Here is a 24340-nt window from a genome sequence, read left to right on the forward strand (position 1 = left end):
GCCGGGCGACCGTACTTACAGCAGGCGCCAAACAGCCTTCGGATACCCGCCGTGGCGCAGCCCGATCAGCGGTTCTTGAACTCCGGCTTGCGCTTCTCGACGAATGCCGCCATCCCTTCCTTCTGATCTTCGGTCGCGAACAGCGAATGGAACAACCGACGCTCGAAGTGGACACCCTCGGCCAGCGTCGTCTCGTATGCCCGGTTCACCGACTCCTTGACCATCATGATCGCCGGCAGCGAGAACTCGGCAATCGTCGCCGCAGCAGCAAGCGCCTCGTCGAGCAACTTGTCGGCCGGCAGTACGCGCGACACGAGCCCGGCACGCTCGGCTTCGGCGGCGTCCATGAAACGTGCGGTCAGACACATGTCCATCGCCTTCGCTTTCGACACCGCGCGCGGCAGCCGCTGCGTGCCGCCAGCACCCGGCATGATGCCCAGCTTGATCTCAGGCTGACCGAACTTGGCCGTATCCGCCGCGAAGATGATGTCGCACATCATTGCGAGCTCGCAGCCGCCGCCCAGCGCAAAGCCCGAAACCGCCGCAATGATCGGCTTGCGGATCTCGCGGACCGTCTCCCAGTTGCGCGTGATGTAGTCGCCCCGGTAAACATCCATATAGGAGTAGGTCGCCATCATGCCGATGTCCGCGCCGGCCGCGAATGCCTTCTCGCTCCCCGTGACGACGATCGCGCCAATGTTGTCGTCCGCATCGAACGCCTTCAGCGCGGCGCCCAACTCGTCCATCAGCGCATCGTTCAGCGCATTCAGCGCCTTCGGGCGGTTCAGCGTAACCAGCCCGACACGCCCCCGGGTCTCCACCAGGATGTTCTCGTAAGCCATCTATTTCTCCTCGATCAATGAAATGAGAAACGCCTCGCACATGCGAATAGTTTGATGCTACCATTCTCCGACCAACCGGTCGGTTAATTAATCGATCCAACCCCTCTCAACGTCCATCAGGCCGCCGCCATGACCCATGCACTGTTCACGAAGCACGAAGACACGCTGAAACACGCACTCGCCGCCATCGAGAGCCGCGGGTACTGGAGCCCGTTCGCCGAAATGCCGAGCCCCAAAGTGTACGGGGAAAGCGCGAACGCCGATGGCGAGGCCGCGTTCAAGTCGCACCTCGACAGCACGTTCGAGCTCGACCAGCCGGCTTCCGGTGAAACGGTCGGCGCGGAGCAGTCGCCGTACGGCATCGCGCTCGGCATCCGGTATCCGAAATCGACGCCCGACACACTGATCGCCGCCGCGGCCGCCGCGCAACGCACGTGGCGTGAAGCCGGCCCGAGCGCCTGGGTCGGCGTCAGCCTCGAAATCCTCGCGCGTCTGAACCGTGCGAGCTTCGAGATCGCGTACAGCGTGATGCACACCACCGGGCAGGCATTCATGATGGCGTTCCAGGCCGGCGGCCCGCACGCGCAGGATCGCGCGCTCGAGGCAGTCGCCTATGCGTGGGACGAACTGCGCCGCATCCCCGCCGACGCGCACTGGGAAAAGCCGCAAGGCAAGAACCCGCCGCTCGCGATGCACAAGCGCTACACGATCGTCCCGCGCGGCACGGGGCTTGTGCTTGGCTGCTGCACGTTCCCGACCTGGAACGGATACCCGGGCCTGTTCGCCGACCTGGCAACCGGCAACACCGTGATCGTCAAACCGCATCCGGGTGCGATCCTGCCGCTCGCGATCACGGTCCGGATCGCTCGCGACGTGCTGCGCGAGGCCGGGTTCGATCCGAACGTCGTCACGCTCCTCGCGACCGAGCCCAACGACGGCGCCCTCGTTCAGGATCTCGCACTGCGCCCCGAGATCAAGCTGATCGACTTCACCGGCAGCACGCAGAACGGTACGTGGCTCGAACGCCACGCCCATCAGGCACAGGTCTACACCGAGAAGGCTGGCGTCAACCAGATCGTGATCGACTCGACCGACGACCTGAAGGCCGCCGCCAAGAACATCGCGTTCTCGCTGGCGCTGTACTCCGGCCAGATGTGCACGGCGCCGCAGAACATCTACGTGCCGCGCGACGGTATCCGGACGGCGGACGGTCATGCGAGCTTCGACGAAGTCGCACAGGCCATCGCCGTTTCCGTGCAAAAACTCACCGGCGACCCGGCACGCTCGGTCGAACTGATCGGCGCGATCCAGAACGAAGGTGTGACCGCACGTATCGACGACGCCCGCCAGCTCGGCCGCGTGCTCGCCGACAGCCTGACCCTCCAGCACCCCGCCTTCCCCGATGCCCGCGTGCGCACGCCGCTCGTGCTGCAACTCGACGTGGCCGATCGCGCGAAATTCACGCAGGAGTGGTTCGGCCCGATCTCGTTCGTGATCGCGACCGACTCAACCGCGCAGTCGCTTGATCTCGTCGGGGAAATTGCGGCAGAACATGGCGCGCTGACGCTTTCTGTCTATAGCACCGACGGCGCAATCGTCGATGCCGCGCACGACGCAGCGGTACGCGGCGGTGTCGCGCTGTCGATCAACCTGACAGGCGCTGTATTCGTCAACCAGTCGGCCGCGTTCTCCGATTTCCACGGCACCGGCGCAAACCCGGCGGCCAACGCGGCGCTGGCCGACCCGGCGTTCGTCGCCAACCGCTTCCGTGTGGTGCAAAGCCGCGTCCATGTTGCCCCGAAGGCGGTCCCCGCGGAAGCTGGCCAGACGGCATAACCCGAATGGCCGACGTGCAAACGCCGCCACGTTCTCTACCATGAACGAATCCGCCACCCGGCGGGTTCGTTGCTCATCGATACGCCCATGACAGACGCCTACATCTGCGACGCGATTCGCACCCCCATCGGCCGCTACGGCGGTGCCCTGAAAGACGTCCGCGCCGACGACCTCGGCGCGGTGCCGCTCAAGGCGCTCATCGAGCGCAACCGGAACGTCGACTGGTCAGCGATCGACGACGTGATCTACGGCTGTGCGAACCAGGCCGGCGAGGACAACCGCAACGTCGCGCGCATGTCGGCGCTGCTCGCGGGCCTGCCGACCGACGTGCCGGGCACGACGCTGAACCGGCTGTGCGGCTCCGGGATGGACGCGGTCGGCACGGCCGCACGCGCGATCAAGTCGGGCGAAGCCGCGCTGATGGTCGCAGGCGGCGTCGAGAGCATGACGCGCGCGCCGTTCGTGATGGGCAAGGCCGCCAGCGCGTTCGCGCGCCAGGCCGACATCTTCGATACGACGATCGGCTGGCGCTTCGTCAATCCGCTGATGAAACAGCTGTACGGCGTCGATTCGATGCCGGAGACGGCCGAGAACGTCGCGGTCGACTACAACATCAGCCGAGCCGACCAGGATCTGTTCGCACTGCGCAGCCAGCAGAAGGCTGCACGCGCGCAGCAGGACGGCACGCTTGCCGACGAGATCGTCGCGGTCACGATTCCGCAGAAGAAAGGTGACGCCATCGTCGTGTCGCGCGACGAACATCCGCGCGAGACGTCCCTCGAAGCGCTCGCGAAGCTGAAGGGTGTCGTGCGTCCGGACGGCTCGGTGACGGCCGGCAATGCATCGGGCGTCAACGACGGCGCATGTGCGTTGTTGCTCGCCAATGCACAAGCAGCCGACCAGTATGGTCTGCGTCGCCGCGCGCGCGTTGTCGGCATGGCGACCGCCGGTGTGGAACCGCGCGTGATGGGCATCGGCCCCGCGCCGGCCACGCAAAAGCTGCTGCGCCAGCTCGGCATGACCATCGACCAGTTCGACGTGATCGAGTTGAACGAGGCGTTCGCGTCGCAGGGCCTCGCGGTGCTGCGCATGCTCGGCGTCGCCGACGACGACCCTCGCGTGAACCCGAACGGCGGCGCCATTGCGCTGGGCCATCCGCTCGGCGCTTCCGGCGCTCGTCTCGTGACCACGGCACTCCATCAACTCGAACGTACGGGCGGCCGCTTTGCGCTCTGTACGATGTGCATCGGCGTCGGCCAGGGCATCGCCCTCGCGATCGAACGCGTGTAACCGACGCGCCGCGCGCCTATAACGAAGTCATGAAGGAGACACTGCATGTCCTATCAGGCGATTCAGCTGGATATCGATCAGGCCGCGCGCGTGGCCACGATCACCCTCAACCGCCCCGACAAGCTGAACAGCTTCACGCGGGCGATGCATCGCGAACTGCAGTCGGCGCTCGATGAAGTCGAAGCGGCCGGCGCACGCGCGCTGATTCTGACGGGTGCGGGGCGCGGCTTCTGCGCGGGCCAGGACCTGGCCGACCTCGACTTCACGCCGGGCGCGTCCACCGACCTCGGCACGCTGATCGACGAGCACTTCAATCCGCTGATCCGCCGCCTGCAGCGTCTGCCGATTCCGGTGATCGCCGCCGTCAACGGCACGGCGGCCGGCGCCGGCGCGAATCTCGCGCTCGCGTGCGATCTCGTGTTCGCTGCCCGTTCGAGCAGTTTCATCCAGGCCTTCGTCAAGATCGGGCTCGTACCGGATTCGGGCGGCACGTGGTTCCTGCCGCAGCGCGTCGGCATGGCGCGTGCGCTGGGGCTCGCACTGACCGGCGACAAGCTCGGTGCCGAACAGGCCGAGCAATGGGGCTTGATCTGGCGTGCAGTCGACGACGACGCGCTCGTCGCGACCGTCCGTCAACTCGCCACCCAACTCGCGCAACAGCCGACGCTCGCCATCGCATCGATCAAGCAATCGATGCGCGACAGCGTCACGAACACGCTCGACCAGCAACTCGACCTGGAACGCGACCTTCAGCGCGAGCTCGGTCAGTCGCACGACTATGCGGAAGGCGTGAAGGCATTCATCGAGAAGCGCGCGCCGCGCTTCGAGGGGCGTTGACATGACGAACGCCACCGACACGCTCGAACCCGATTCGCTGGCGCGCGCCACGGCGCAGGCCATGTACGACGCAGATGCGTGCAGCCGCGCGTTCGGCATGGAAATCGCCGAAGTACGCGCCGGCTACGCCCGCCTGCAGATGCGCGTACGGCCCGAATTCCTGAACGGACACCAGACCTGTCACGGCGGCATCATCTTCACGCTCGCCGATTCGACCTTCGCGTTCGCGTGCAACTCGTACAACCTGAACACGGTCGCAGCCGGCTGCTCGATCGAATTCCTGCGCCCAGTGCACGGCAACGACATGTTGACGGCCGAGGCGATCGAACAGGCGCGCGCCGGCCGCCACGGCATTTACGACATCCGCGTCACGAACCAGACCGGTGAAACGGTCGCGATGTTTCGCGGCAAATCCGCCCAGATCAAGGGCACGGTCATCCCGGAAGACCGCTGACGCCGACGGTTCGCACATAACAAACACTGGAGACAGGCATGACTACCCCGCTACCGCTCGAGCCGATCGAGACCGCCTCGCGCGACGAGCTGATCGCACTGCAGCTCGAACGCCTCAAGTGGTCGCTCCGGCATGCGTATGACCACTCGCCCGTCTATCGTCGCAAGTTCGACGACGCGGGCGTGCATCCGGACGACCTGAAGACGCTCGCCGACCTGTCTCGCTTCCCGTTCACGACGAAAGGCGACCTGCGCGACAGCTATCCGTTCGGGATGTTCGCCGTGCCGCAGGATCAGATCTCGCGCATCCATGCGTCATCGGGCACGACCGGCAAGCCGACAGTCGTCGGCTATACGGCCCGCGACATCGACACGTGGGCGAATCTCGTCGCGCGCTCGATCCGCGCTGCCGGCGCGCGCCGCGGCGACAAGGTGCACGTCAGCTACGGCTACGGCCTGTTCACGGGCGGGCTCGGTGCACATTACGGCGCCGAACGCGCAGGGCTGACCGTGATCCCGTTCGGCGGCGGCCAGACCGAAAAGCAGGTCCAGCTGATCCAGGATTTCCGGCCCGACATCATCATGGTCACGCCGAGCTACATGCTGTCGATCGCCGACGAAATCGAGCGCCAGGGCCTCGATCCCGTGCAGAGCTCGCTGCGTATCGGCATCTTCGGCGCGGAGCCCTGGACCAACGACATGCGCGTCGCGATCGAACAGCGGATGGGCATCGATGCGGTCGACATCTACGGACTGTCTGAAGTGATGGGCCCCGGCGTCGCGTCCGAATGCGTCGAGACCAAGGACGGCCCGACCATCTGGGAAGACCACTTCTATCCGGAAATCATCGACCCGGAAACCGGCGAAGTGCTGCCGGACGGCGAACTCGGCGAGCTCGTGTTCACGTCGCTGACCAAGGAAGCGCTGCCGATCATCCGCTATCGAACCCGCGACCTCACGCGCCTGTTGCCCGGCACCGCCCGCACGATGCGCCGGATGGAGAAAATCACCGGCCGCTCGGACGACATGATGATCGTGCGCGGCGTCAACGTGTTCCCGACGCAAATCGAGGAGCAGTTGCTCAAGCAGCGCGCGCTCGCGCCGCACTATCAGATCGTACTGACGAAGGAAGGCCCGCTCGACGTGCTGACGCTCAACGTCGAGCCGTGTCCCGACTCCGCGCCCGATACGGCGGCGATCCACGCGGCAAAGCAGGCGCTCGCGTACGACATCAAGTCGCTGATCGGTGTGACGGCCGTGATCAACGTGCTGCCCGTGAACGGGATCGAGCGCTCGGTCGGCAAGGCGCGCCGCGTCGTGGACAAGCGCAAGGGATAAAGCCAGGCGCAGCCTGTCAGCAATGTGGCGCAGCCATCGCCCCGCGCCAAAAAGAAACAGCCCGATCGGCCCAAACCGATCGGGCTGTTTCGTCTCGGGCACGGCCCGTCAAATCGAGTCACGTCACGTCAGGCATTCCGCACGGAACACCCGCGCCGCTGCGCATCACGAATTCGGGAACAGCAGCCACATCCGGCCGACCTGCTTCATCCGGCCGGCCTGATCACCGGCGTCGTCGCCGAGCCCCCAGAAATAGTCGGCGCGCACGCCACCCTTGATGGCCGAGCCCGTATCCTGCGCGAACACGAGCCGGTTCATCGGTGTATTCGTCAGCGGACGCGTAGTCTGCAGGAACACGGGCGTGCCGAGCGGGATCGCCGACGGGTCGACCGCGATCGAACGCTCCGGTGTCAGCGGCACGCCTAGCGCGCCGATCGGGCCGTCCGCGCCGCCGTGCGGCGCATCTTCCTTGGTCGGCATGTCGCGGAAGAACACGAACCGCGGATTCGTGTCGAGCAATGCGTCGACGCGGGTCGGGTTCGCCTTCGCCCATGCCTTGATGCCCTGCATCGTTGCCTGGGCGGGCGTCAGCTCGCCGCGATCGAGCAGCCACTTGCCGATCGACCGGTACGGCTGGTTGTTGGTACCGCCGAAGCCGACCCGCATCACCGAGCCGTCGTCGAGCAGCACGCGTCCCGAGCCCTGCACCTGCAGGAAGAACGCCTCGATCGGATCGTCGACCCACACGAGTTCGTTGCCGCTCAGGATGCCGGCTCGCTCGAGCTGCGCGCGTACCGGCAGCGCGGCACCCGCGCGATAGCCGGACGGCCAGCGATAGAGCGCGTACTGATACGGGCCGCGGCGCACGCGCGAACCGTGCAGCAGCGGCTCGTAATAGCCGGTCACGAGCCCGTCGAGCGTCCCGTCGGTGTTCGCGAGCTGGAACGGTGTGAAATAGGTTTCGAAGAAAGTGCGTGCGCTGCTGACGTCGAGCTCGTCGAGCCGGTCGGCGGCCGCGCAGGCACGCGCCCACGCCGGCTGGCGCGCGAGCCGCGCGCAGTTCTGCCGCAACGCGGCCGTCGCGCCGATCAGCGAATCGTCCTGCCAGCCCGGCACCTGCTGCCACGCGACCGGCGTGAGCCGCTTCGCGGCGATCTGCCCCGGCACGATCGCCGCGCCGGTCGGCGGCTTCAGCGACGACGTCCGCGTCGGCGCGCTGCCGCACGCGGCAAGCAGCGCCGCCGCCGCGGCCGCTACCACCCACCCGGCCAACCGGGGCCCAAACCACATACAATGTCCGTTCTTGATGGAAACCGCCATGTCAGATTTTCTCGACCAATATCCGATGCTCATCTTCGCGCTCGAAGCCTTCGTAGCGCTTGCCCTGCTGATCTTCATCGTCGTGTGGACGTCGTCGGGCAGAAAGAAGCACACCCGCGGCAACAACGACCGCCAGCCGCGCTGACGCGCTTCGCACGCTCAATGCAGCGTGCGCGGCATGTGCAGCGCGAACTCGTCGACCGGCGCCTCGAAACGTTCGCCGTCTTCCGCCACGCAGAAGTACGCGCCCCGCATCGTGCCGACCGGCGTCGCGATCACGGCCCAGCTCGTGTATTCGAAGTGCTCGCCCGGCTGCAGCAGCGGCTGGTGCCCGACGACGCCGAGCCCCTTCACTTCCTGCACGTGGTTCTCGCTGTCCGTGATGATCCAGTGACGCGCGATCAGTTGCGCCGCGACCTGTCCCGTGTTGCGGATCGTCAGCGTGTACGCGAATGCATATTGACGGCGATCGGGGTCGGATTGTTCCGGCAAGTAGCTGGTTTTCACCGAAACGGTGAACTGATACTGACTCATGATGTTTCCGGTGGAAGGTGACTGTCCGTGCCGGCATGGGCAACGGGGCCGCGGGCGTGCCGCATTGGTTCGGCATTCTATGCGCAATCGGGCCTCGGCCGCACGGCCCGCCGCCGCGTACCGGGTCGCCGGACGGTAGAATGACGGTTTTGCGCCGCAACGTCCCCGCTCCCCTGCCATGACCCAATTTCGTATCGCTCCCAGCATCCTGTCGGCCGATTTCGCGCGGCTCGGCGAAGAAGTCCGCAACGTCGTCGCCGCCGGCGCCGACTGGATCCACTTCGACGTGATGGACAACCATTATGTGCCGAACCTGACGATCGGCCCGCTCGTGTGCGAAGCGATCCGCCCGCACGTGCAGGTGCCGATCGACGTGCACCTGATGGTGCGCCCAGTCGACCGGATCGTGCCCGATTTCGCGAAGGCCGGTGCGAACCTGATCAGCTTCCACCCGGAAGGCTCCGATCACATCGACCGCACGCTGTCGCTGATCCGCGACCACGGCTGCAAGGCCGGCCTCGTGTTCAACCCGGCCACGCCGCTGAACTACCTCGACCACGTGATGGATCGCCTCGACTTCGTGCTGCTGATGTCGGTCAACCCGGGCTTCGGCGGCCAGTCGTTCATTCCGGAAACGCTGAACAAGCTGCGCGAAGCGCGCGCACGCATCGACGCCTATACCGAACGCACGGGCCGCGAGATCCTGCTCGAGGTCGACGGCGGCGTGAAGACCGACAACATCGCGGAAATCGCGGCGGCCGGCGCCGACACGTTCGTCGCGGGTTCGGCGATCTTCGGCAAGCCCGACTACCGCAAGGTGATCGACGAGATGCGCGCGGCGCTCGCCACCGTCGAGCGGAGCTGACACCGTGGCCGATTCGTCGCTTGCCGGCCATGCGCCGGCCGGGGCTGCCGTGGACGCTGCCCCGATCCGCTTCACCGCGCCGCGCATCGAAGCCGCGCTGATCGACCTCGACGGCACGATGGTCGACACGGCCGACGATTTCACGGCCGGCCTGAACGGGATGCTCGCGCAGCTCGGCGCGCCGGCCACGTCGCGCGACGAGGTGATCGGCTACGTCGGCAAGGGCTCCGAACACCTGATCCAGAGCGTGCTGAAGCCGCGCTTCCCGGCCGACGAAGCGCACGCGCGCTTCGACGATGCGCTGGCGATCTACCAGACCGAATACGCGAAGATCAACGGCCGCCATGCGCGCCTCTATCCGGAGGTGGCCGCCGGCCTCGAAGCGCTGCGCGCGGCCGGCATCCGGCTCGCGTGCGTGACGAACAAGCCGCACCGCTTCGCGGTCGAGCTGCTCGAGCAATACGGGCTGGCCGATCGCTTCGGCATCGTGCTGGGCGGCGACAGCGTCGCGCGCAAGAAGCCCGATCCGCTGCCGATGCTGACGGCCTGCGATGCGCTCGGCGTCGCACCGGACGCGGCGGTCGCGATCGGCGACTCGGAAAACGATGCGCTGGCAGGCCGCGCGGCCGGGATGGCGACGCTGACGGTGCCGTACGGCTACAACCACGGCAACGCTATACAAACGATAAATTCGGATGGTATAGTCGATTCGTTGCTGGTCGCAGCTCGCGCGATCACCGCGCACAATGCCGGCCGGCCAACCCTCTGATCATTTCTTCCATCTGCATGTTTCTGAATAAAAAACGGAGTCTGAGCAGCATCGACCGGGGAGCCTGGCCCTGGCGTCGCTGGTCGCGCTAACCTCTTCGATGAGGTACGCTGAAGCACGTCTTCAGCGCCGTTTTTTATCTCGCTGCGCATCCGCGCGCCGATCGTCGCACCACCTCGAGTTCTACCGCGTCCGAACGCTTGCGTTCAGGCTCGGCCGCAGGCTCGCGACGTTCACGCCCGGAGTGCCGGCCGGCAACAGGCACTTCTCGATCGACCGCCCTTTCGCCGACGGCAACCTGCGCAGCGTCAAGTGATCCCTGGCGCACGCGCCGCTCGTCCCGAACAGGACCGGAACATGACCGAACTCGAATTTCAATCGCTCGCGAACGAAGGCTACAACCGCATCCCGCTGATCGCGGAAGCCCTCGCCGATCTCGAAACGCCGCTGTCCCTCTACCTGAAGCTGGCCCAGCCCGAACGCGCGGGCGCCAACTCGTTCCTGCTCGAATCGGTGGTCGGCGGCGAACGCTTCGGCCGCTACTCGTTCATCGGCCTGCCGGCCCGCACGCTCGTACGCACCCGCAACGGCGTGTCGGAAGTCGTGCGCGACGGCAAGGTCGTCGAGACGCACGACGGCGACCCGTTCCAGTTCATCGAATCGTTCCAGGCGCGCTTCAAGGTCGCGCAGCGCCCGGGCCTGCCGCGCTTCTGCGGCGGTCTCGCCGGCTACTTCGGCTACGACGCGGTGCGCTATATCGAGAAGAAGCTCGCGAACACCGCGCCGCGCGACGATCTCGGCCTGCCCGACATCCAGTTGCTGCTGACCGAGGAAGTCGCGGTCATCGACAACCTCGCCGGCAAGCTGTACCTGATCATCTACGCGGACCCGAGCCAGCCCGAAGCCTACGCGAAGGCGAAACAGCGCCTGCGTGAACTGAAGCAGCGCCTGCGCACGACCGTGCAGCCGCCCGTCACGTCGGCGAGCGTGCGTACCGAGACGTTCCGCGAATTCAAGAAGGACGACTACCTCGCCGCCGTGCGCCAGGCGAAGGAATACATCGCGGCCGGCGAACTGATGCAGATCCAGGTCGGCCAGCGGCTGACGAAGCCGTACCGCGACAATCCGCTGTCGCTGTATCGTGCGCTGCGTTCGCTGAACCCGTCGCCGTACATGTATTACTACAACTTCGGCGATTTCCACGTGGTCGGCGCGTCGCCGGAAATCCTCGTGCGCCAGGAAAAGCGCGGCGAAGACCAGATCGTCACGATCCGCCCGCTCGCCGGCACGCGCCCGCGCGGCAACACGCCCGAGCGCGACGCGGAACTCGCAACCGAGCTGCTCAACGATCCGAAGGAAATCGCCGAGCACGTGATGCTGATCGACCTCGCGCGCAACGACGTCGGCCGTATCGCGGAAATCGGCTCGGTGCAGGTGACCGACAAGATGGTCATCGAGAAGTACTCGCACGTACAGCACATCGTCAGCTCGGTCGAAGGCAAGCTGAAGCCCGGCATGACGAACTACGACGTGCTGCGCGCGACGTTCCCGGCCGGCACGCTGTCCGGCGCGCCGAAGGTGCGCGCGATGGAACTGATCGACGAGCTCGAGCCCGTCAAGCGCGGGCTGTACGGCGGTGCGGTCGGCTACCTGTCGTTCTCGGGCGAGATGGATCTCGCGATCGCGATCCGCACGGGGCTGATCCACAACGGCAACCTGTATGTGCAAGCGGCGGCCGGCGTCGTCGCGGATTCGGTGCCCGAATCCGAATGGCAAGAGACCGAGAACAAGGCGCGCGCAGTGCTGCGTGCGGCCGAACAGGTCCAGGACGGCCTCGATAGCGACTTCTGACCGGAGACTGACCATGCTGCTCATGATCGACAACTACGACTCGTTTACCTACAACCTGGTCCAGTACTTCGGCGAACTCGGCGAGGACGTACGTACCTACCGCAACGACGAAATCACGCTCGACGAGATCGCGCGCCTGAATCCCGACGCGATCTGCCTGTCGCCCGGCCCGAGCAATCCGCAACACGCGGGCATCACGCTCGACGTGCTGCGCGAATTTTCGGGCAAGAAGCCGATCCTCGGCGTCTGCCTCGGCCATCAGGCGATCGGTGAAGCGTTCGGCGGCCGCGTCGTGCGTGCGGCGACCATCATGCACGGCAAGGTGAGCCGGATCGAAACCGACTGCCGGGGCGTGTTCGCCGACCTGCCGAAGCACTTCGACGTCACGCGCTACCACTCGCTCGCGATCGAGCGCGAATCGCTGCCCGACTGCCTCGAGGTGTCCGCGTGGACCGACGACGGCGAAATCATGGGCGTGCGTCACAAGACGCTGCCGATCGAGGGCGTGCAGTTCCACCCGGAATCGATCCTGTCCGAGCATGGCCATGCGCTGCTCGAGAATTTCCTGAAGCTGGCCCGTGCCGCGGCCGCGCAAGCCGCCTGACGGGAGCCTCACGATGACGATTACCCCGCAGGAAGCGCTGCAGCGCACGATCGAACACCGCGAGATCTTCCACGACGAAATGCTGCACCTGATGCGGCTCATCATGCGCGGCGACCTGTCGCCCGTGATGGCGGCCGCGATCATCACCGGGCTGCGCGTGAAGAAGGAGACGATCGGCGAGATCGCCGCCGCCGCGACCGTGATGCGCGAATTCGCGAACCACGTCGAGGTGCAGGACAACTCGAACTTCGTCGACATCGTCGGCACCGGCGGCGACGGCTCGCATACGTTCAACATCTCGACCGCGTCGATGTTCGTCACGGCCGCGGCCGGCGCGAAGGTCGCGAAGCACGGCAACCGCGGCGTGTCGAGCAAGTCCGGCAGCGCCGACGTGCTCGAGGCGCTCGGCGTGAACATCGACCTGCAGTCGGAGCAGGTCGCCGCGTCGATCGCCGAAACGGGCATGGGCTTCATGTTCGCGCCGAACCATCATCCGGCGATGAAGAACATCGCGGCCGTGCGCCGCGAGCTCGGCGTGCGCACGATCTTCAACATCCTCGGCCCGCTGACCAATCCGGCCGGTGCGCCGAACCAGCTGATGGGCGTGTTCCACCCCGACCTCGTCGGCATCCAGGTGCGTGTGATGCAGCGTCTCGGTGCGCAGCACGTGCTCGTCGTGTACGGCAAGGACGGGATGGACGAGGTTTCGCTCGGCGCGGCGACGCTCGTCGGCGAATTGCGCGACGGCAAGGTGCACGAATATGAGATCCATCCGGAGGACTTCGGCCTGCAGATGGTGTCGAACCGCACGCTGAAGGTGGAAAATGCCGACGAATCGCGCAAGATGCTGCTCGGCGCGCTGGACAATCAGCCGGGCGTCGCGCGCGAGATCGTCACGCTGAACGCGGGCACCGCGCTCTATGCGGCAAACGTCGCCGAATCGATCGCGGATGGCATCCAGCTCGCCCGCGAAGCGATCGCGAGCGGCAAGGCCCGCGCGAAGGTCGACGAACTCGTGCGCTTCACGCAGCAGTTCAAGCGCTGACACCCCTTACGAATCAAGCAGGAATCCACATGAGCGACATTCTCGACCGAATCATCGCCGTCAAGCGCGAAGAAGTCGCGGCGGCCATGCGCAGCGCGCCGCTCGAGGCACTGAAGCTGGACGCCTCGGCGCGCGACCTGCGCGACTTCGTCGGCGCACTGCGCGCGAAGCACGCGGCCGGCCACGCGGCCGTGATTTCCGAAATCAAGAAGGCCAGCCCGTCGAAGGGCGTGCTGCGCGAGCATTTCGTGCCGGCCGACATCGCGCGTTCGTATGCGGCTCACGGCGCCGCGTGCCTGTCGGTGCTGACCGATGAGCAGTTCTTCCAGGGCAGCGTCCGCTACCTCGAAGAAGCGCGCGCTGCCTGCACGCTGCCCGTGCTGCGCAAGGACTTCATCGTCGACGCGTACCAGATCATGGAAGCCCGCGCGATGGGCGCCGACGCGATCCTCTTGATCGCCGCCGCGCTCGACACGCCGCTGATGCAGGATCTCGAAGCGTATGCGCATTCGCTCGGCCTCGCGGTGCTGGTCGAAGTGCACGACCGCAACGAGATGGAACAGGCGCTGACGCTCAAGACGCCGCTGCTCGGCATCAACAACCGCAACCTGCGCACGTTCGAGACGTCGATCCAGACCACGCTCGACATGCTCGACATGATTCCGGCGGACCGCATCGTCGTGACCGAATCGGGCATCCTGGCGCGCACCGATGTCGACACGATGCGCGCGGCGAACGTGAACACGTTCCTCGTCGGCGAAGCATTCATGCGCGCCGAGCAGCCGGGCGAGGAACTCGCACGGATGTTCTTCTGATGGCGATCGAAAAGGAAATCAAGCTCGCGCTGCCGGCTGGTCAGGCCGACGACGCGCGACGCTTCTTCGAGACGCTGACCGGCGAACCCGGTCACGACATCACACTCGCGAACGTCTACTACGACACGCCCGATCTCGCGCTGGCACGCTCGAAAAGCGCGGTGCGCGTGCGTCGCGCGCCGCAGGGCTGGCTGCAGACGTTCAAGACGGTCGGCAGCGCGGAAGGCGGCCTGCATCGCCGTCACGAATGGGAACTGCCGGTCGCGGGCGACGCACTCGAAATCGACGCGCTCGTCGCGGCCTGCGACGTGCCGGAAGCCGCCGCCGCGCTGAATGACGCGGCCGGCGCACTGCATGCGCTGTTCCGAACGGATTTTTCGCGTACGCTGTGGCGCATCGCAATCGGCGGCGCGACCGTCGAAGCCGCGGTGGACCTCGGCGAGATCGTCGTCCAGGCGGAAAACGAAACGCGCCGCGAACCGATCAGCGAAATCGAACTCGAACTGATCGACGGCCCGGAAGCGGCGCTCGCGACGCTCGCCGCCGAACTGCAGCAGGCGCTGCCGGGTCTCGCTCCCGAAAACATCAGCAAGGCGCAGCGCGGCTACCGGCTGCGCGCGCAATAAACACGCATCACGCATGGCAACCCGCAAGACTTCCCGCGCGCCGCAACAGGCGTCGCTGTTCGACGATCCCGTGCCGGAAACGGCACCGTTCGATATTCCTTCCGCGGCTTCCGAGCCGCCCGCGGCCGGGCGCAAACCCGCGAAGAAAACCGCCGCACCGGCTGCGGCCGCCGCGGCACCGCAGCCCGCAACCGCTGACGTTCCGCATCTCGCCGCGCAATTCGACGCGCTGCCGACGGTCTGGCGCGACGTGCTGAAACCGTTCACCGACAGCGACGCGTACGCGCCGCTGTGCCGCTTCGTCGACGACGAGCGCGCAGCCGGCAAGACAGTCTACCCGACCGACGTGTTCCGCGCGCTGCGCCTGACGAGCCCGGACGACGTGAAGATCGTGATCCTCGGCCAGGATCCGTACCACGGCGACGATCGCGGCACGCCGCAGGCGCACGGCCTCGCGTTCTCGGTGCCGCCGGCCGTCCGCACGCCGCCGTCGCTGCGCAACATCTTCAAGGAAATCGCCGCGAACTTCGGTCACGACACGCCGCGTCACGGCTGTCTCGACACGTGGGCGCGCCAGGGCGTGCTGCTGCTCAACACCGTGCTGACGGTTGAGCGCGGCGCGGCCGCGAGCCACGCGAAGCGCGGCTGGGAGCAATGCACGGACACGCTGATCCGTGAGCTCGCCGGCCGTCATCGCGGGCTCGTCTTCATGCTGTGGGGCGCGCACGCACAGGCGAAGCGCGCGCTGTTCGACGCGAGCGCGCATTGCGTGCTCGAGGCGCCGCATCCGTCGCCATTGTCCGCGCACCGCGGCTTCCTCGGCTGCCGCCATTTCGCGCTCGCGAACGACTATCTGGTCGACGCCGGCCGCGAACCGATCGACTGGCGCCTGCCGGAAGTGGCCGAAACGCTCGCGTAACGCACCGCGCCGGGCCCTTCGAGCCGGCGGTCGGCCGGCATAAAAAAACGCCGCGCCCCTTTTGGGGACGCGGCGCTTTTTTTGGGCGATGCAGCAGGTGCGTCGCACCCGCATCGACCTTCCTTACGCAGCGGCGATCGCTTCGCGCGCGCTGGCCAGCGCGGCGCTTTGCGCATCCGGGCCGAGGTTCAGGCCTTCAGCGTGAATGAAGTTCACGTCGGTCAAGCCGATGAAACCGAGGAACGAGCGCAGGTACGGCGTCTGGCTGTCGTTCGGCGTACCCAGGTACTTGCCGCCGCGAGCCGTCACGACGTGAACCTTCTTGCCCTTGATCAGGCCTTCCGGACCGTTTTCGGTGTAGCGGAACGTGACGCCTGCGCGGGCGATCCAGTCGAAGTACGTCTTCAGTTGCGACGAGACGCCGAAGTTGTACATCGGTGCGCCGATCACGATGATGTCGGCGGCTTGCAGTTCGGCGATCAGTGCATCGCTCTTCGCGACGATCGCATTCTGCTCCGCGGTGCGGTTTTCGGCCGGCGTGAAGAACGCGCCGAGCACCGATTCGTCGAGGTGCGGCAGCGCATCGGCCAGCAGGTCGCGAACCACGACCTTCGCGCCGGCGTTCGATTGTTGCAGCTTTGCCGTCAGTTCGTTAGCCAACAGCGTGGATTGCGCACCTTGCGAACGTGCGGCGGAATTGATTTGCAGAATGGTCGTCATGTCAGGCTCCAGTAGGGTTGCGCTTCGGTAGCGCGAGTGACCCCATTGTGCGTGGCCGCATGACCGCGAAAAAGCGGGTTCAGGGCGACGGATTGTTGCAGCAGCAGAACAATCCATGATCGCGCCCCGATACCCGCTTCAGTACGTTCAACCCTTCAGCCAGGCTTCCCGGGCCTTCGAGACCGCGGCCGGCTTCGCAGCTGCCGTCAGCCGGTAGCGCGTGACTTCCGGGCCGTCGAGCTTCAGCTTCGCGGTGCGCAGCTCGTCGCGGCGGAATGCGTGAATCTCAACCTTGTCGCCCGGCCGGTAGCGCGCGAGCAGCGCATCGAGGTTCGTGCCCGTCACACGCAGCCCGTCGACCGCGATCAGCGTGTCGCCGGCCGACAACCCCGCGCGATGCGCGGCGCCACCTTCGTAGACCGCCGCGAACGTGCAGTCCGCGCCGCCGCGCAGACGCGCGCCGATCGTCGGCTTCGCGGCCGCGCCGTTCGCGACATCGGGTGCGAGCGTCACGCCGAACGGCGCGAGCAGCTCGGCGAGCGGCAGGTCGCGCGTGCCATGCACGGCGTCGGTGAACAGGCGGCCGAGCGCGACGCCCGTCGCTTCCTCGATCAGTGCATCGACTTCGTTTTCCTCGACACCCGCCTGCTTGCCGCGGTAGAAATCACGACCGTAGCGTTGCCACAGCAGGCGCATCACGTCGTCGAGCGACTTCCGGTTGCGCGTCTGCGCGCGGATCGCGAGATCGAACGCGAGCGCGACGAGCGACCCCTTCGTGTAATAGCTGACGATCGCGTTCGTCGCGTTCTCGTCCTGGCGGTAGTACTTGATCCATGCGTCGAACGAGCTATCCGCGACGCTCTGCTTGAGCCGGCCCGTGCCGCGCAGCACGCCGCCGACCGTGCGGCCCAGCGCCGCGAAATATTCGTCCTGCGACATCAGCCCGCTGCGCACCAGCATCAGGTCGTCGTAATACGACGTGAAGCCCTCGAACAACCACAGCAGCGACGTGTAGTTCTCGCGCGTCAGGTCGTACGGCACGAACGCCGCCGGCTTGATGCGCTTCACGTTCCACGTGTGGAAATACTCGTGGCTGCAAAGGCCGAGATACGTGCGATAGCCTTCCGTCGTTTCCGGGCGCCCCTTCACCGGCAGGTCGGTGCGGTTGCAGATCAGCGCGGTCGACGCACGATGCTCGAGGCCGCCGTAACCGTCGCTGACCGCGAGCGTCATGAACACGTAGCGATCCATCGGCGCCTTCTTCGACTTCGGCTCGAACAGCGCGATCTGCGCTTCGCATACGCGCTTCAGGTCGGTACGCAGCCGCTCCATGTCGAGCTGCGTCACGCGCCCGGCGATCACGATGTCGTGCGGCACGCCATGCGCGTCGAACGTCGCGAGCGCGAATTCGCCGATCGTCACCGGATGGTCGGACAACTCATCGTAGTTCGCTGCGCGATACGCACCGAAACCGTAGCGCTTCGTACCGCGCGCTTCGGGCAGCGCGGTGCCGACACGCCACGAGCGGAACGCCGCGCCGGCCGGTTTCGCGATGTCGACTTCGCACGGTGCATCCTCGCGGCCGGCGACGCTCAGGAACACGGCCGTCGCGTTGAAGAAACCGCCCGATTCGTCGAGATACGCGGAACGCACCGACAGGTCCCACGCATACACGTCGTAGCGCAGCGTCAGCGCGCCGGTCACGGGCGCGGCTTGCCACGTGTGCTTGTCGGTCTTCGCGATGCGCACCTTGCGGCCCGCGTCGTTGAACGCACCGAGCGTCACGATGTTGCGCGCGAACTCGCGCACGAGGTAGCTGCCCGGAATCCACACCGGCAGCGAGAAGCGCTGGCCCTCGGGATCGGGATCGGCGACCGTCACCGATACTTCGAACAGGTGCGCGGCAAGATCTTTCGGGACAATCGAATAGCGGATCGGCTGGGTCATCGTGGCAATCGGTCGGTCGAATACTGCGGCGAAAACGAAGAGAGGCGCCGGCAGATCATGCGGGCGCCCCTCGCTGGCCGGGCCATGTGCCCGGCGTGTGGTCGGTTACTTGCTCGAGGCGAGCGCCTGATTGAGCTGGTCGGCCGAGACTGCGCCCGGCAGACGGCGGCCATCCGGCAGGAAGATCGTCGGCGTGCCCGTGACGTTCATCCCGCGGCCGAGCGCGAGGTTCTTGTCGAGCGCGCTGGTATCGCAAGTGCCGGCGCCGGACGGTGCACGGTGGTCGAGCATCCAGCCTTCCCACGTCTTCGCACGGTCGGTCGCGCACCAGATCGCCTTCGACTTCACCGTCGAATCCGGCGACAGCACCGGGTACAGGAACGTGTAGACGGTGACGTTGTCGACCGACTGCAGCGTTGTCTCGAGCTTCTTGCAGTACGGGCAGTTCGGATCGGAGAACACCGCGATCTTGCGTGCGCCGTTGCCCTTGACGACCTTGATCGCATTCGCGAACGGCAGGCTCGCGAAATCGATCTTGTTGATTTCGGACAGGCGGGCGTCGGTCAGGTTCTTGTGCGTCTTGGTGTCGACGAGATCGCCGAGCAGCACGTAGTCGCCCGCCGCGTCGCTATAGATGATCTGCGTGCCGAGGTTCACTTCGTAGAGGCCAGCGACCGGCGATTTCGACACGCTCTTGATCGGTGCGTCGTTACCGAGACGCGCTTGCAGCGTTGCCTTCAACTTGTCGGTGGTCTGGTCGGCCTGCGCGGTGCAGCCGAGCGTCGCCATCGTGACGGCCAGCGCCAGCGACGCGATGCGGATCGTTTTTTTCATCGAAATCTTCCTTCAGCTCAATCGGTATGCACGGCACAGTGTACGCCGTAACGGAACGGAGTCCGACCGGCGAAACAGCCGAAGGTTCGCTCAGCCGAGCGCGGCCGACACGAGCCAGCGCTTCACGAGCGGCTGCGCGCCGACGAAGGCCATGCCCGCATTGCGTACCGCCTTCGCGAGCGAGCCCGGCACCGCGAACAGACGCTGCAGGCCGTCGGTCGCGACCATCAGCGCGCGGATGTCCTCGCGGCGCGAACGCTCGTAGCGGCGCAGCAGCACCGTATCGCCGAGGTTGCGGAAGCTTTCCTTGCCTGAGATCGCGTCGGCGAGCGCCGCGACGTCGCGCAGCCCGAGGTTCATCCCCTGCCCTGCGAGCGGGTGGATCAGGTGCGCGGCATCGCCCACCAGCGCGACGCGCGGCGCGATCAGCTTGTCGACCGTCTGCAGCGCCAGCGGAAAACCGGCGGCCGGCGTCACGCATTCGAGCGTGCCGACCTGGCCGTGCGACACGCGCTCGACCTCGGCCGCGAGCTGCGCCGGATCGAGTGCGAGCAATTCATCGGCATGCGCGGTGTGCGCGGACCATACGAGCGACACGTGGCCGTCCGGCAGCGGCAGCAGCGCGACGATCTCGCCTTCGTGGAACCACTGGTAGGCCGTCTCGCGGTGTGGCAGCGATGCCTTGAAGTTCGCGACGACGCCCGTCTGCCGATAATCGCGCCGCTCGACCTTGGCCCCCATTTGGGAGCGCACCCACGAATGCGCACCGTCGGCGCCGACGATCAGGTCGGCTTCGAGCACCTGCCCGGACGACAGCGTGAGCACGGCCGCGTCGGCACGCACGTCGAAGCCCTGCGCGCGCGCATCGAACCACGTGAGGTTCGGCTGGAACCGCAGCGCGGCGTCGAGCGACGTCTCGACCAGCGACGATTCGGCGATCCACGCGAGCTGCGGCACGGAGGCCTGGTATGCGGAGAAATGCAGTTCCGCATGCGCATCGCCGTACACGCGCATGTCGTAGGCAGGCGCGAGCCGGCTGTGGTCGAGTGCCTGCCAGACCCGCAGCCGCTCGAGCAGTGCTTGCGAACTGGAGGACAGCGCGTAGACGCGCGTGTCGAACGCGAGATCGGCGGGGCGCGGCGTGGCCGGCTGGGCAAGCAAGGCTGTCTTGTAGCCGGACTGGGTCAGCGCGAGCGCGGCCGTCTTGCCGACGAGCCCGCCGCCGACCACGGCGACGTCGAAGGTGTGGTGGGCAGTCATGGCGGGCATTATAGCCGCGGGGCCAAACCCTTACGCGGCCGGACTTTGCGGGAAATCAGCAGAATCGCAGGCGGCCGACGAGGGCGCGGCGGCCCGCCGCATCGGCCATTCGGCGCAACCCCGGAATCCGGGGCGTCGGCACGGTACAATAGCGTTTTTGACCGTCGGCCCGCTGCGCTCCACGCGCCGGCCGCCCTTTTTTCCCGCGCCGCCGTGCCCTGTCCGGCCGCGCCGCCTTACCCGTCCGAAGGATTCCATGAGTCTCAAATGCGGCATCGTCGGCTTGCCCAACGTCGGCAAGTCCACCCTGTTCAATGCGCTGACCAAGGCCGGCATCGCCGCCGAGAACTACCCGTTCTGCACGATCGAGCCGAACGTCGGCATCGTCGAAGTGCCCGATACGCGCCTGAAGGCACTCTCCGAAATCGTCAAGCCGGAGCGTGTCGTGCCGGCCGTCGTCGAATTCGTCGACATCGCGGGCCTCGTCGCGGGCGCGAGCAAGGGTGAAGGCCTCGGCAACCAGTTCCTCGCGAACATCCGCGAAACCGATGCGATCACGCACGTCGTGCGTTGCTTCGAGGACGAGAACGTCATTCACGTCGCCGGCAAGGTCAGCCCGATCGACGACATCGAAGTGATCAACACCGAACTCGCGCTGGCCGACCTCGGCACCGTCGAGAAGGCGCTCACGCGCTACTCGAAGTCTGCGAAGTCGGGTAACGACAAGGAAGCGGCAAAGCTCGTCGCGGTGCTCGAGAAAGTGCAGGCGCAGCTCGACCAGGGCAAGGCCGTGCGCGGCCTCGTGCTGTCGGAAGACGAAGAGGCGCTGATCAAGCCGTTCTGCCTGATTACCGCGAAGCCGGCGATGTACGTCGCCAACGTGAAGGACGACGGTTTCGAGAACAACCCGCACCTCGATGCGGTGCGCAAGTACGCGGAAAGCGAGAACGCGCCGGTAGTCGCCGTGTGCGCGGCGATCGAGGCGGAAATCGCCGATCTCGACGATGCGGACAAGGAAGCGTTCCTCGCCGACATGGGCATGGAAGAACCGGGCCTCGACCGCGTGATCCGCGCGGGCTTCAAGCTGCTCGGCCTGCAGACCTACTTCACCGCGGGCGTGAAGGAAGTGCGCGCATGGACGATCCACATCGGCGATACGGCTCCGCAAGCAGCCGGTGTGATCCACACCGACTTCGAGCGCGGCTTCATCCGCGCGCAGACGATCGCGTTCGACGACTTCGTCTCGTACAAGGGCGAACAGGGTGCGAAGGAAGCCGGCAAGATGCGTGCGGAAGGGAAGGAATATGTGGTGCACGACGGCGACGTGATGAACTTCCTGTTCAACGTCTGATCTGCATCGGCGTGATGCCGTGCGAGATGCACGGTATCGCGTAGCGCGTGCTCCGGCACGAAAGACAAATGGCCCGACCGGCAAACGCCGATCGGGCCATTTTTCATGACCGGGGCTCCCGGCCCCGCCGTCACATCACTTCATCACGTTGCAGACACCCGTCGCCCCGCGCTCGCCCGTGCATCGCGACCGCGCTTGTTCAGCCACGACGCGAGCAGCACGATCAACGCCAGCACGGCCGTCGCACCGACTTCCATCCGGTGATCCTCGCTGATGAACATCACGGTCAGCGTGCCGCAGATGAACAGGATCACCGCCCACGTGAGCCACGGGAACAGCCACATCCGCAGCGTCAGGTCGGCGCCGGTCGATTCGAGCGTCCTGCGCATCCGCAGTTGCGAGATCGCGATCACCAGATACACGAGCAGCGCGATCGCGCCCGACGTCGCGAGCAGGAAGCCGAACACCTGTTCCGGCATCAGGTAGTTCGCGATCACGGTCACGAAGCCGAATGTGGTCGACGCGAGCACGGCCGCGCGCGGCGTGCCGGTCGAATCGGTGCGATGCAGGAAAGCCGGCGCGTCCTTGCGCTTCGACAGCGAGAACAGCATCCGCGACGCCGTGTACAGCGCCGAATTCAGGCAGCTCGCGACCGACACGAGCACGATCACGTCGATGATCGCCTTCGCATTCGGGATGCCGATCAGTTCCATCGCGCGCTGATACGAGCCGTGCTTCGGCAGCAGCGGGTCGTTCCACGGCACGATGGCCGCGACGATCAGGATCGAGCCGAGATAGAACAGCGTGATACGCCAGATGACCGAGTTCGTCGCACGCACGATCTGGCGTTGCGGATTGTCGGATTCGGCGGCCGCGATCGTCACGATCTCGGTGCCGAGGAACGAGAACATCGTCGTGAGCATTGCCGCCAGCACCGCGCCGGCGCCGTTCGGCATGAAGCCCTGATGCGCGAACAGGTTCGATACGCCCGAGACGGCCGGCGCCGGGATGATTCCAACGATCGCCGCGCCGCCAATGCACAGGAACACGACGATCGCGACGACCTTGATCAGCGCGAACCAGAACTCGAATTCGCCGTAGTTCTTGACGGAGAAGAGGTTGGTGATGGTGAGCAGCAGCGTGATGCCGAGCGCGAAGATCCAGGTCGCGATGCCAGGGAACCAGGCGTTGAGGATGGTTGCGGCGGCCGTCGCCTCGATCGGGATCACGAGCACCCAGAACCACCAGTACAGCCAGCCGATCGAGAAGCCGGCCCAATGGCCGATCGCGCGATCGGCATAGGTCGAGAACGACCCGCTGTCCGGATGCGCGACGGCCATCTCGCCGAGCATGCGCATCACCAGCACGACCAGTACGCCCGCGATCGCATACGCGAGTATCGATGCCGGACCGGCTTCCGCGATCGCGTGGCCGGAGCCGACGAACAAACCCGCGCCGATGACGCCGGCAATCGACATCATCGTCACGTGACGCTGCTTCAGGCCCGTGCCGAGGCCTGTATTGCTTCCACTCATCTGTCTCTCTCCAAAAAACGGTTCCGGTACGACCGGGTGTCGCATGAAGGCGGCGCGGGGAGTTGTCGTTCTTGAATCCGGCTGCGACCGCGCGTGCGTCGCACGCGGGCATGAGGCCGGACGGGGCCTGTCGGGTCGATGCGCCCGCGCAGTCTGCGAAGCTGCGGGTGCGATGCGGTGCGCAACGCGCCGGCGCATCGCGTGCGCCCTTTCCATCGGCTTTCGTCAGCCGCCTTCGAAGCGAAGGAGTGTAAGCATCAAACGGTTCTTCACTGAGAACCAATTGAAGAATTTCGATGGAACCACTTGTTGCATCGATGCGAACCGATGCAACGCTTGATCCGGTTCGGCGCCGGTTCGCGTGCTGTCAGCGCGCCGCTTCGTCCCGCCACTTGGCCGGGACGATCGCGTGCCATTCTCGCAGAAGCAGGTTTTTCACGGCGTCGGGATGCGCAGCCGACAGGCGCACCAGCACGATCGGCCAGCCGACATAGTGATCGGTCACGTAATACACGTCGGGTTCCGATTCGATCAGCCATGCGCGCTCGTCGGGGCCGACACCCTTCACGACGAGCGTGTCGCCATCCTCGCGCAGCCGAGCAAGCATCTTGCCCTTCACCTTGAGGGCGGGCGTGCCGTACGAGGTGCCCTCCTCGACACCGCGCCACGCGAGCGCAATCTGCCGGACTTCGTCGAATGTCACGATGCCTCCCGACCGTTGGCCGATGGTTGACGCTCCGGCTACCCTA

General features: G+C 66.1%; 23 protein-coding genes. 14 read left to right on the forward strand and 9 right to left on the reverse strand.

Annotation, left to right across the window (positions count from 1 at the left end):
* Window positions 1–65: 65 nt before the first annotated feature.
* Window positions 66–842, reverse strand: a complete 777-nt coding sequence (locus tag U5809_RS20900) for an enoyl-CoA hydratase (RefSeq protein ID WP_322087980.1) — start codon at window positions 840–842, stop codon at window positions 66–68.
* A 129-nt stretch (window positions 843–971) separates the two neighbouring features.
* On the opposite strand from U5809_RS20900, the gene paaN reads away from it, so the two are divergent.
* From paaN to paaK, 5 genes are all read left to right on the forward strand, one after another.
* The gene (paaN, locus tag U5809_RS20905; protein ID WP_322087981.1) at window positions 972–2678 is read left to right on the forward strand and encodes a phenylacetic acid degradation protein PaaN; all 1707 of its coding nucleotides are present in this window, start codon (window positions 972–974) and stop codon (window positions 2676–2678) included.
* 87 nt (window positions 2679–2765) lie between these two features.
* Window positions 2766–3968: a 3-oxoadipyl-CoA thiolase gene (pcaF, locus tag U5809_RS20910; protein WP_322087982.1), complete on the forward strand. Its 1203-nt coding sequence runs from the start codon at window positions 2766–2768 to the stop codon at window positions 3966–3968.
* A 45-nt stretch (window positions 3969–4013) separates the two neighbouring features.
* A complete protein-coding gene (paaG, locus tag U5809_RS20915; protein ID WP_282506585.1) occupies window positions 4014–4805 on the forward strand; it encodes a 2-(1,2-epoxy-1,2-dihydrophenyl)acetyl-CoA isomerase PaaG in 792 nt (263 codons plus the stop codon).
* 1 nt (window position 4806) lies between these two features.
* Entirely contained in the window at window positions 4807–5259 is a 453-nt protein-coding gene (gene paaI, locus U5809_RS20920) for a hydroxyphenylacetyl-CoA thioesterase PaaI (protein WP_322087983.1), read from the forward strand.
* Window positions 5260–5297: 38 nt separating this feature from the next.
* Window positions 5298–6596 carry a phenylacetate--CoA ligase PaaK gene (gene paaK / locus U5809_RS20925; RefSeq protein ID WP_282506583.1) on the forward strand — a complete coding sequence of 433 codons (1299 nt, stop codon included), beginning with the start codon at window positions 5298–5300 and terminating at the stop codon, window positions 6594–6596.
* Window positions 6597–6761: 165 nt separating this feature from the next.
* Here paaK and U5809_RS20930 read toward each other — a convergent pair whose 3' ends face one another.
* Both U5809_RS20930 and apaG read right to left on the reverse strand, forming a co-directional pair.
* On the reverse strand, window positions 6762–7994 hold the full coding sequence (locus U5809_RS20930) for a murein transglycosylase A (RefSeq protein ID WP_322087984.1): 1233 nt from the start codon (window positions 7992–7994) through the stop codon (window positions 6762–6764).
* An 81-nt stretch (window positions 7995–8075) separates the two neighbouring features.
* Window positions 8076–8450, reverse strand: a complete 375-nt coding sequence (apaG, locus tag U5809_RS20935; RefSeq protein ID WP_011350820.1) for a Co2+/Mg2+ efflux protein ApaG — start codon at window positions 8448–8450, stop codon at window positions 8076–8078.
* A 178-nt stretch (window positions 8451–8628) separates the two neighbouring features.
* Here apaG and rpe point away from each other — a divergent pair, with 178 nt between their 5' ends.
* The 8 genes from rpe (at window position 8629) to U5809_RS20975 (ending at window position 15944) form a co-directional block, all read left to right on the forward strand.
* Entirely contained in the window at window positions 8629–9315 is a 687-nt protein-coding gene (gene rpe / locus U5809_RS20940) for a ribulose-phosphate 3-epimerase (protein WP_011883156.1), read from the forward strand.
* Window positions 9316–9319: 4 nt separating this feature from the next.
* Entirely contained in the window at window positions 9320–10084 is a 765-nt protein-coding gene (locus U5809_RS20945; protein ID WP_322087985.1) for a phosphoglycolate phosphatase, read from the forward strand.
* Window positions 10085–10441: 357 nt separating this feature from the next.
* Window positions 10442–11935 (forward strand): anthranilate synthase component I, encoded by a 1494-nt coding sequence (trpE, locus tag U5809_RS20950; RefSeq protein ID WP_322087986.1) that lies wholly within the window; start codon window positions 10442–10444, stop codon window positions 11933–11935.
* Between the two features lie 13 nt (window positions 11936–11948).
* Window positions 11949–12539: an aminodeoxychorismate/anthranilate synthase component II gene (locus U5809_RS20955; RefSeq protein ID WP_322087987.1), complete on the forward strand. Its 591-nt coding sequence runs from the start codon at window positions 11949–11951 to the stop codon at window positions 12537–12539.
* Window positions 12540–12552: 13 nt separating this feature from the next.
* On the forward strand, window positions 12553–13584 hold the full coding sequence (trpD, locus tag U5809_RS20960) for an anthranilate phosphoribosyltransferase (protein ID WP_282506579.1): 1032 nt from the start codon (window positions 12553–12555) through the stop codon (window positions 13582–13584).
* Between the two features lie 29 nt (window positions 13585–13613).
* Complete coding sequence (gene trpC, locus U5809_RS20965) at window positions 13614–14399, forward strand: indole-3-glycerol phosphate synthase TrpC (protein WP_322087988.1); 786 nt, start codon at window positions 13614–13616, stop codon at window positions 14397–14399.
* Window positions 14399–15025 carry a CYTH domain-containing protein gene (locus tag U5809_RS20970; protein WP_322087989.1) on the forward strand — a complete coding sequence of 209 codons (627 nt, stop codon included), beginning with the start codon at window positions 14399–14401 and terminating at the stop codon, window positions 15023–15025. Before trpC ends, U5809_RS20970 begins: the two co-directional genes overlap by 1 nt.
* 13 nt (window positions 15026–15038) lie before the next feature.
* Complete coding sequence (locus U5809_RS20975; RefSeq protein WP_322087990.1) at window positions 15039–15944, forward strand: uracil-DNA glycosylase; 906 nt, start codon at window positions 15039–15041, stop codon at window positions 15942–15944.
* Between the two features lie 123 nt (window positions 15945–16067).
* Here the strand turns inward: U5809_RS20975 and U5809_RS20980 are convergent, their stop codons facing one another.
* The 4 genes from U5809_RS20980 to U5809_RS20995 form a co-directional block, all read right to left on the reverse strand.
* Window positions 16068–16664 (reverse strand): FMN-dependent NADH-azoreductase, encoded by a 597-nt coding sequence (locus tag U5809_RS20980; RefSeq protein ID WP_282506575.1) that lies wholly within the window; start codon window positions 16662–16664, stop codon window positions 16068–16070.
* Between the two features lie 147 nt (window positions 16665–16811).
* Window positions 16812–18611 (reverse strand): M61 family metallopeptidase, encoded by a 1800-nt coding sequence (locus U5809_RS20985; RefSeq protein ID WP_322087991.1) that lies wholly within the window; start codon window positions 18609–18611, stop codon window positions 16812–16814.
* 105 nt (window positions 18612–18716) lie between these two features.
* On the reverse strand, window positions 18717–19445 hold the full coding sequence (locus U5809_RS20990; RefSeq protein WP_176051151.1) for a DsbC family protein: 729 nt from the start codon (window positions 19443–19445) through the stop codon (window positions 18717–18719).
* Between the two features lie 90 nt (window positions 19446–19535).
* On the reverse strand, window positions 19536–20714 hold the full coding sequence (locus U5809_RS20995; protein WP_322087992.1) for a UbiH/UbiF family hydroxylase: 1179 nt from the start codon (window positions 20712–20714) through the stop codon (window positions 19536–19538).
* A gap of 247 nt (window positions 20715–20961) precedes the next feature.
* On the opposite strand from U5809_RS20995, the gene ychF reads away from it, so the two are divergent.
* Window positions 20962–22056 carry a redox-regulated ATPase YchF gene (gene ychF, locus U5809_RS21000; RefSeq protein WP_282506572.1) on the forward strand — a complete coding sequence of 365 codons (1095 nt, stop codon included), beginning with the start codon at window positions 20962–20964 and terminating at the stop codon, window positions 22054–22056.
* Window positions 22057–22199: 143 nt separating this feature from the next.
* On the opposite strand, the gene gabP is transcribed toward ychF, so the two are convergent.
* Entirely contained in the window at window positions 22200–23591 is a 1392-nt protein-coding gene (gabP, locus tag U5809_RS21005; protein WP_322087993.1) for a GABA permease, read from the reverse strand.
* Window positions 23592–23958: 367 nt separating this feature from the next.
* Window positions 23959–24294 carry an MmcQ/YjbR family DNA-binding protein gene (locus tag U5809_RS21010; RefSeq protein ID WP_322087994.1) on the reverse strand — a complete coding sequence of 112 codons (336 nt, stop codon included), beginning with the start codon at window positions 24292–24294 and terminating at the stop codon, window positions 23959–23961.
* Window positions 24295–24340 lie beyond the last annotated feature (46 nt).

Origin of the sequence: Burkholderia sp. BCC1999, assembly GCF_905339975.1 — a bacterium.
In the GTDB taxonomy this organism is placed as follows: Bacteria; Pseudomonadota; Gammaproteobacteria; order Burkholderiales; family Burkholderiaceae; genus Burkholderia.

Excerpts from the sequence above, each read along its gene's own strand:
- U5809_RS20900 (WP_322087980.1), bottom strand. The coding sequence starts at position 842 with ATGGCTTACGAGAACATCCTGGTGGAGACCCGGGGGCGTGTCGGGCTG.
- paaN (WP_322087981.1), top strand. The coding sequence starts at position 972 with ATGACCCATGCACTGTTCACGAAGCACGAAGACACGCTGAAACACGCA.
- pcaF (WP_322087982.1), top strand. The coding sequence starts at position 2,766 with ATGACAGACGCCTACATCTGCGACGCGATTCGCACCCCCATCGGCCGC.
- paaG (WP_282506585.1), top strand. The coding sequence starts at position 4,014 with ATGTCCTATCAGGCGATTCAGCTGGATATCGATCAGGCCGCGCGCGTG.
- paaI (WP_322087983.1), top strand. The coding sequence starts at position 4,807 with ATGACGAACGCCACCGACACGCTCGAACCCGATTCGCTGGCGCGCGCC.
- paaK (WP_282506583.1), top strand. The coding sequence starts at position 5,298 with ATGACTACCCCGCTACCGCTCGAGCCGATCGAGACCGCCTCGCGCGAC.
- U5809_RS20930 (WP_322087984.1), bottom strand. The coding sequence starts at position 7,994 with ATGAAGATCAGCAGGGCAAGCGCTACGAAGGCTTCGAGCGCGAAGATG.
- apaG (WP_011350820.1), bottom strand. The coding sequence starts at position 8,450 with ATGAGTCAGTATCAGTTCACCGTTTCGGTGAAAACCAGCTACTTGCCG.
- rpe (WP_011883156.1), top strand. The coding sequence starts at position 8,629 with ATGACCCAATTTCGTATCGCTCCCAGCATCCTGTCGGCCGATTTCGCG.
- trpE (WP_322087986.1), top strand. The coding sequence starts at position 10,442 with ATGACCGAACTCGAATTTCAATCGCTCGCGAACGAAGGCTACAACCGC.
- U5809_RS20955 (WP_322087987.1), top strand. The coding sequence starts at position 11,949 with ATGCTGCTCATGATCGACAACTACGACTCGTTTACCTACAACCTGGTC.
- trpD (WP_282506579.1), top strand. The coding sequence starts at position 12,553 with ATGACGATTACCCCGCAGGAAGCGCTGCAGCGCACGATCGAACACCGC.
- trpC (WP_322087988.1), top strand. The coding sequence starts at position 13,614 with ATGAGCGACATTCTCGACCGAATCATCGCCGTCAAGCGCGAAGAAGTC.
- U5809_RS20970 (WP_322087989.1), top strand. The coding sequence starts at position 14,399 with ATGGCGATCGAAAAGGAAATCAAGCTCGCGCTGCCGGCTGGTCAGGCC.
- U5809_RS20975 (WP_322087990.1), top strand. The coding sequence starts at position 15,039 with ATGGCAACCCGCAAGACTTCCCGCGCGCCGCAACAGGCGTCGCTGTTC.
- U5809_RS20980 (WP_282506575.1), bottom strand. The coding sequence starts at position 16,664 with ATGACGACCATTCTGCAAATCAATTCCGCCGCACGTTCGCAAGGTGCG.
- U5809_RS20985 (WP_322087991.1), bottom strand. The coding sequence starts at position 18,611 with ATGACCCAGCCGATCCGCTATTCGATTGTCCCGAAAGATCTTGCCGCG.
- U5809_RS20990 (WP_176051151.1), bottom strand. The coding sequence starts at position 19,445 with ATGAAAAAAACGATCCGCATCGCGTCGCTGGCGCTGGCCGTCACGATG.
- U5809_RS20995 (WP_322087992.1), bottom strand. The coding sequence starts at position 20,714 with ATGCCCGCCATGACTGCCCACCACACCTTCGACGTCGCCGTGGTCGGC.
- ychF (WP_282506572.1), top strand. The coding sequence starts at position 20,962 with ATGAGTCTCAAATGCGGCATCGTCGGCTTGCCCAACGTCGGCAAGTCC.
- gabP (WP_322087993.1), bottom strand. The coding sequence starts at position 23,591 with ATGAGTGGAAGCAATACAGGCCTCGGCACGGGCCTGAAGCAGCGTCAC.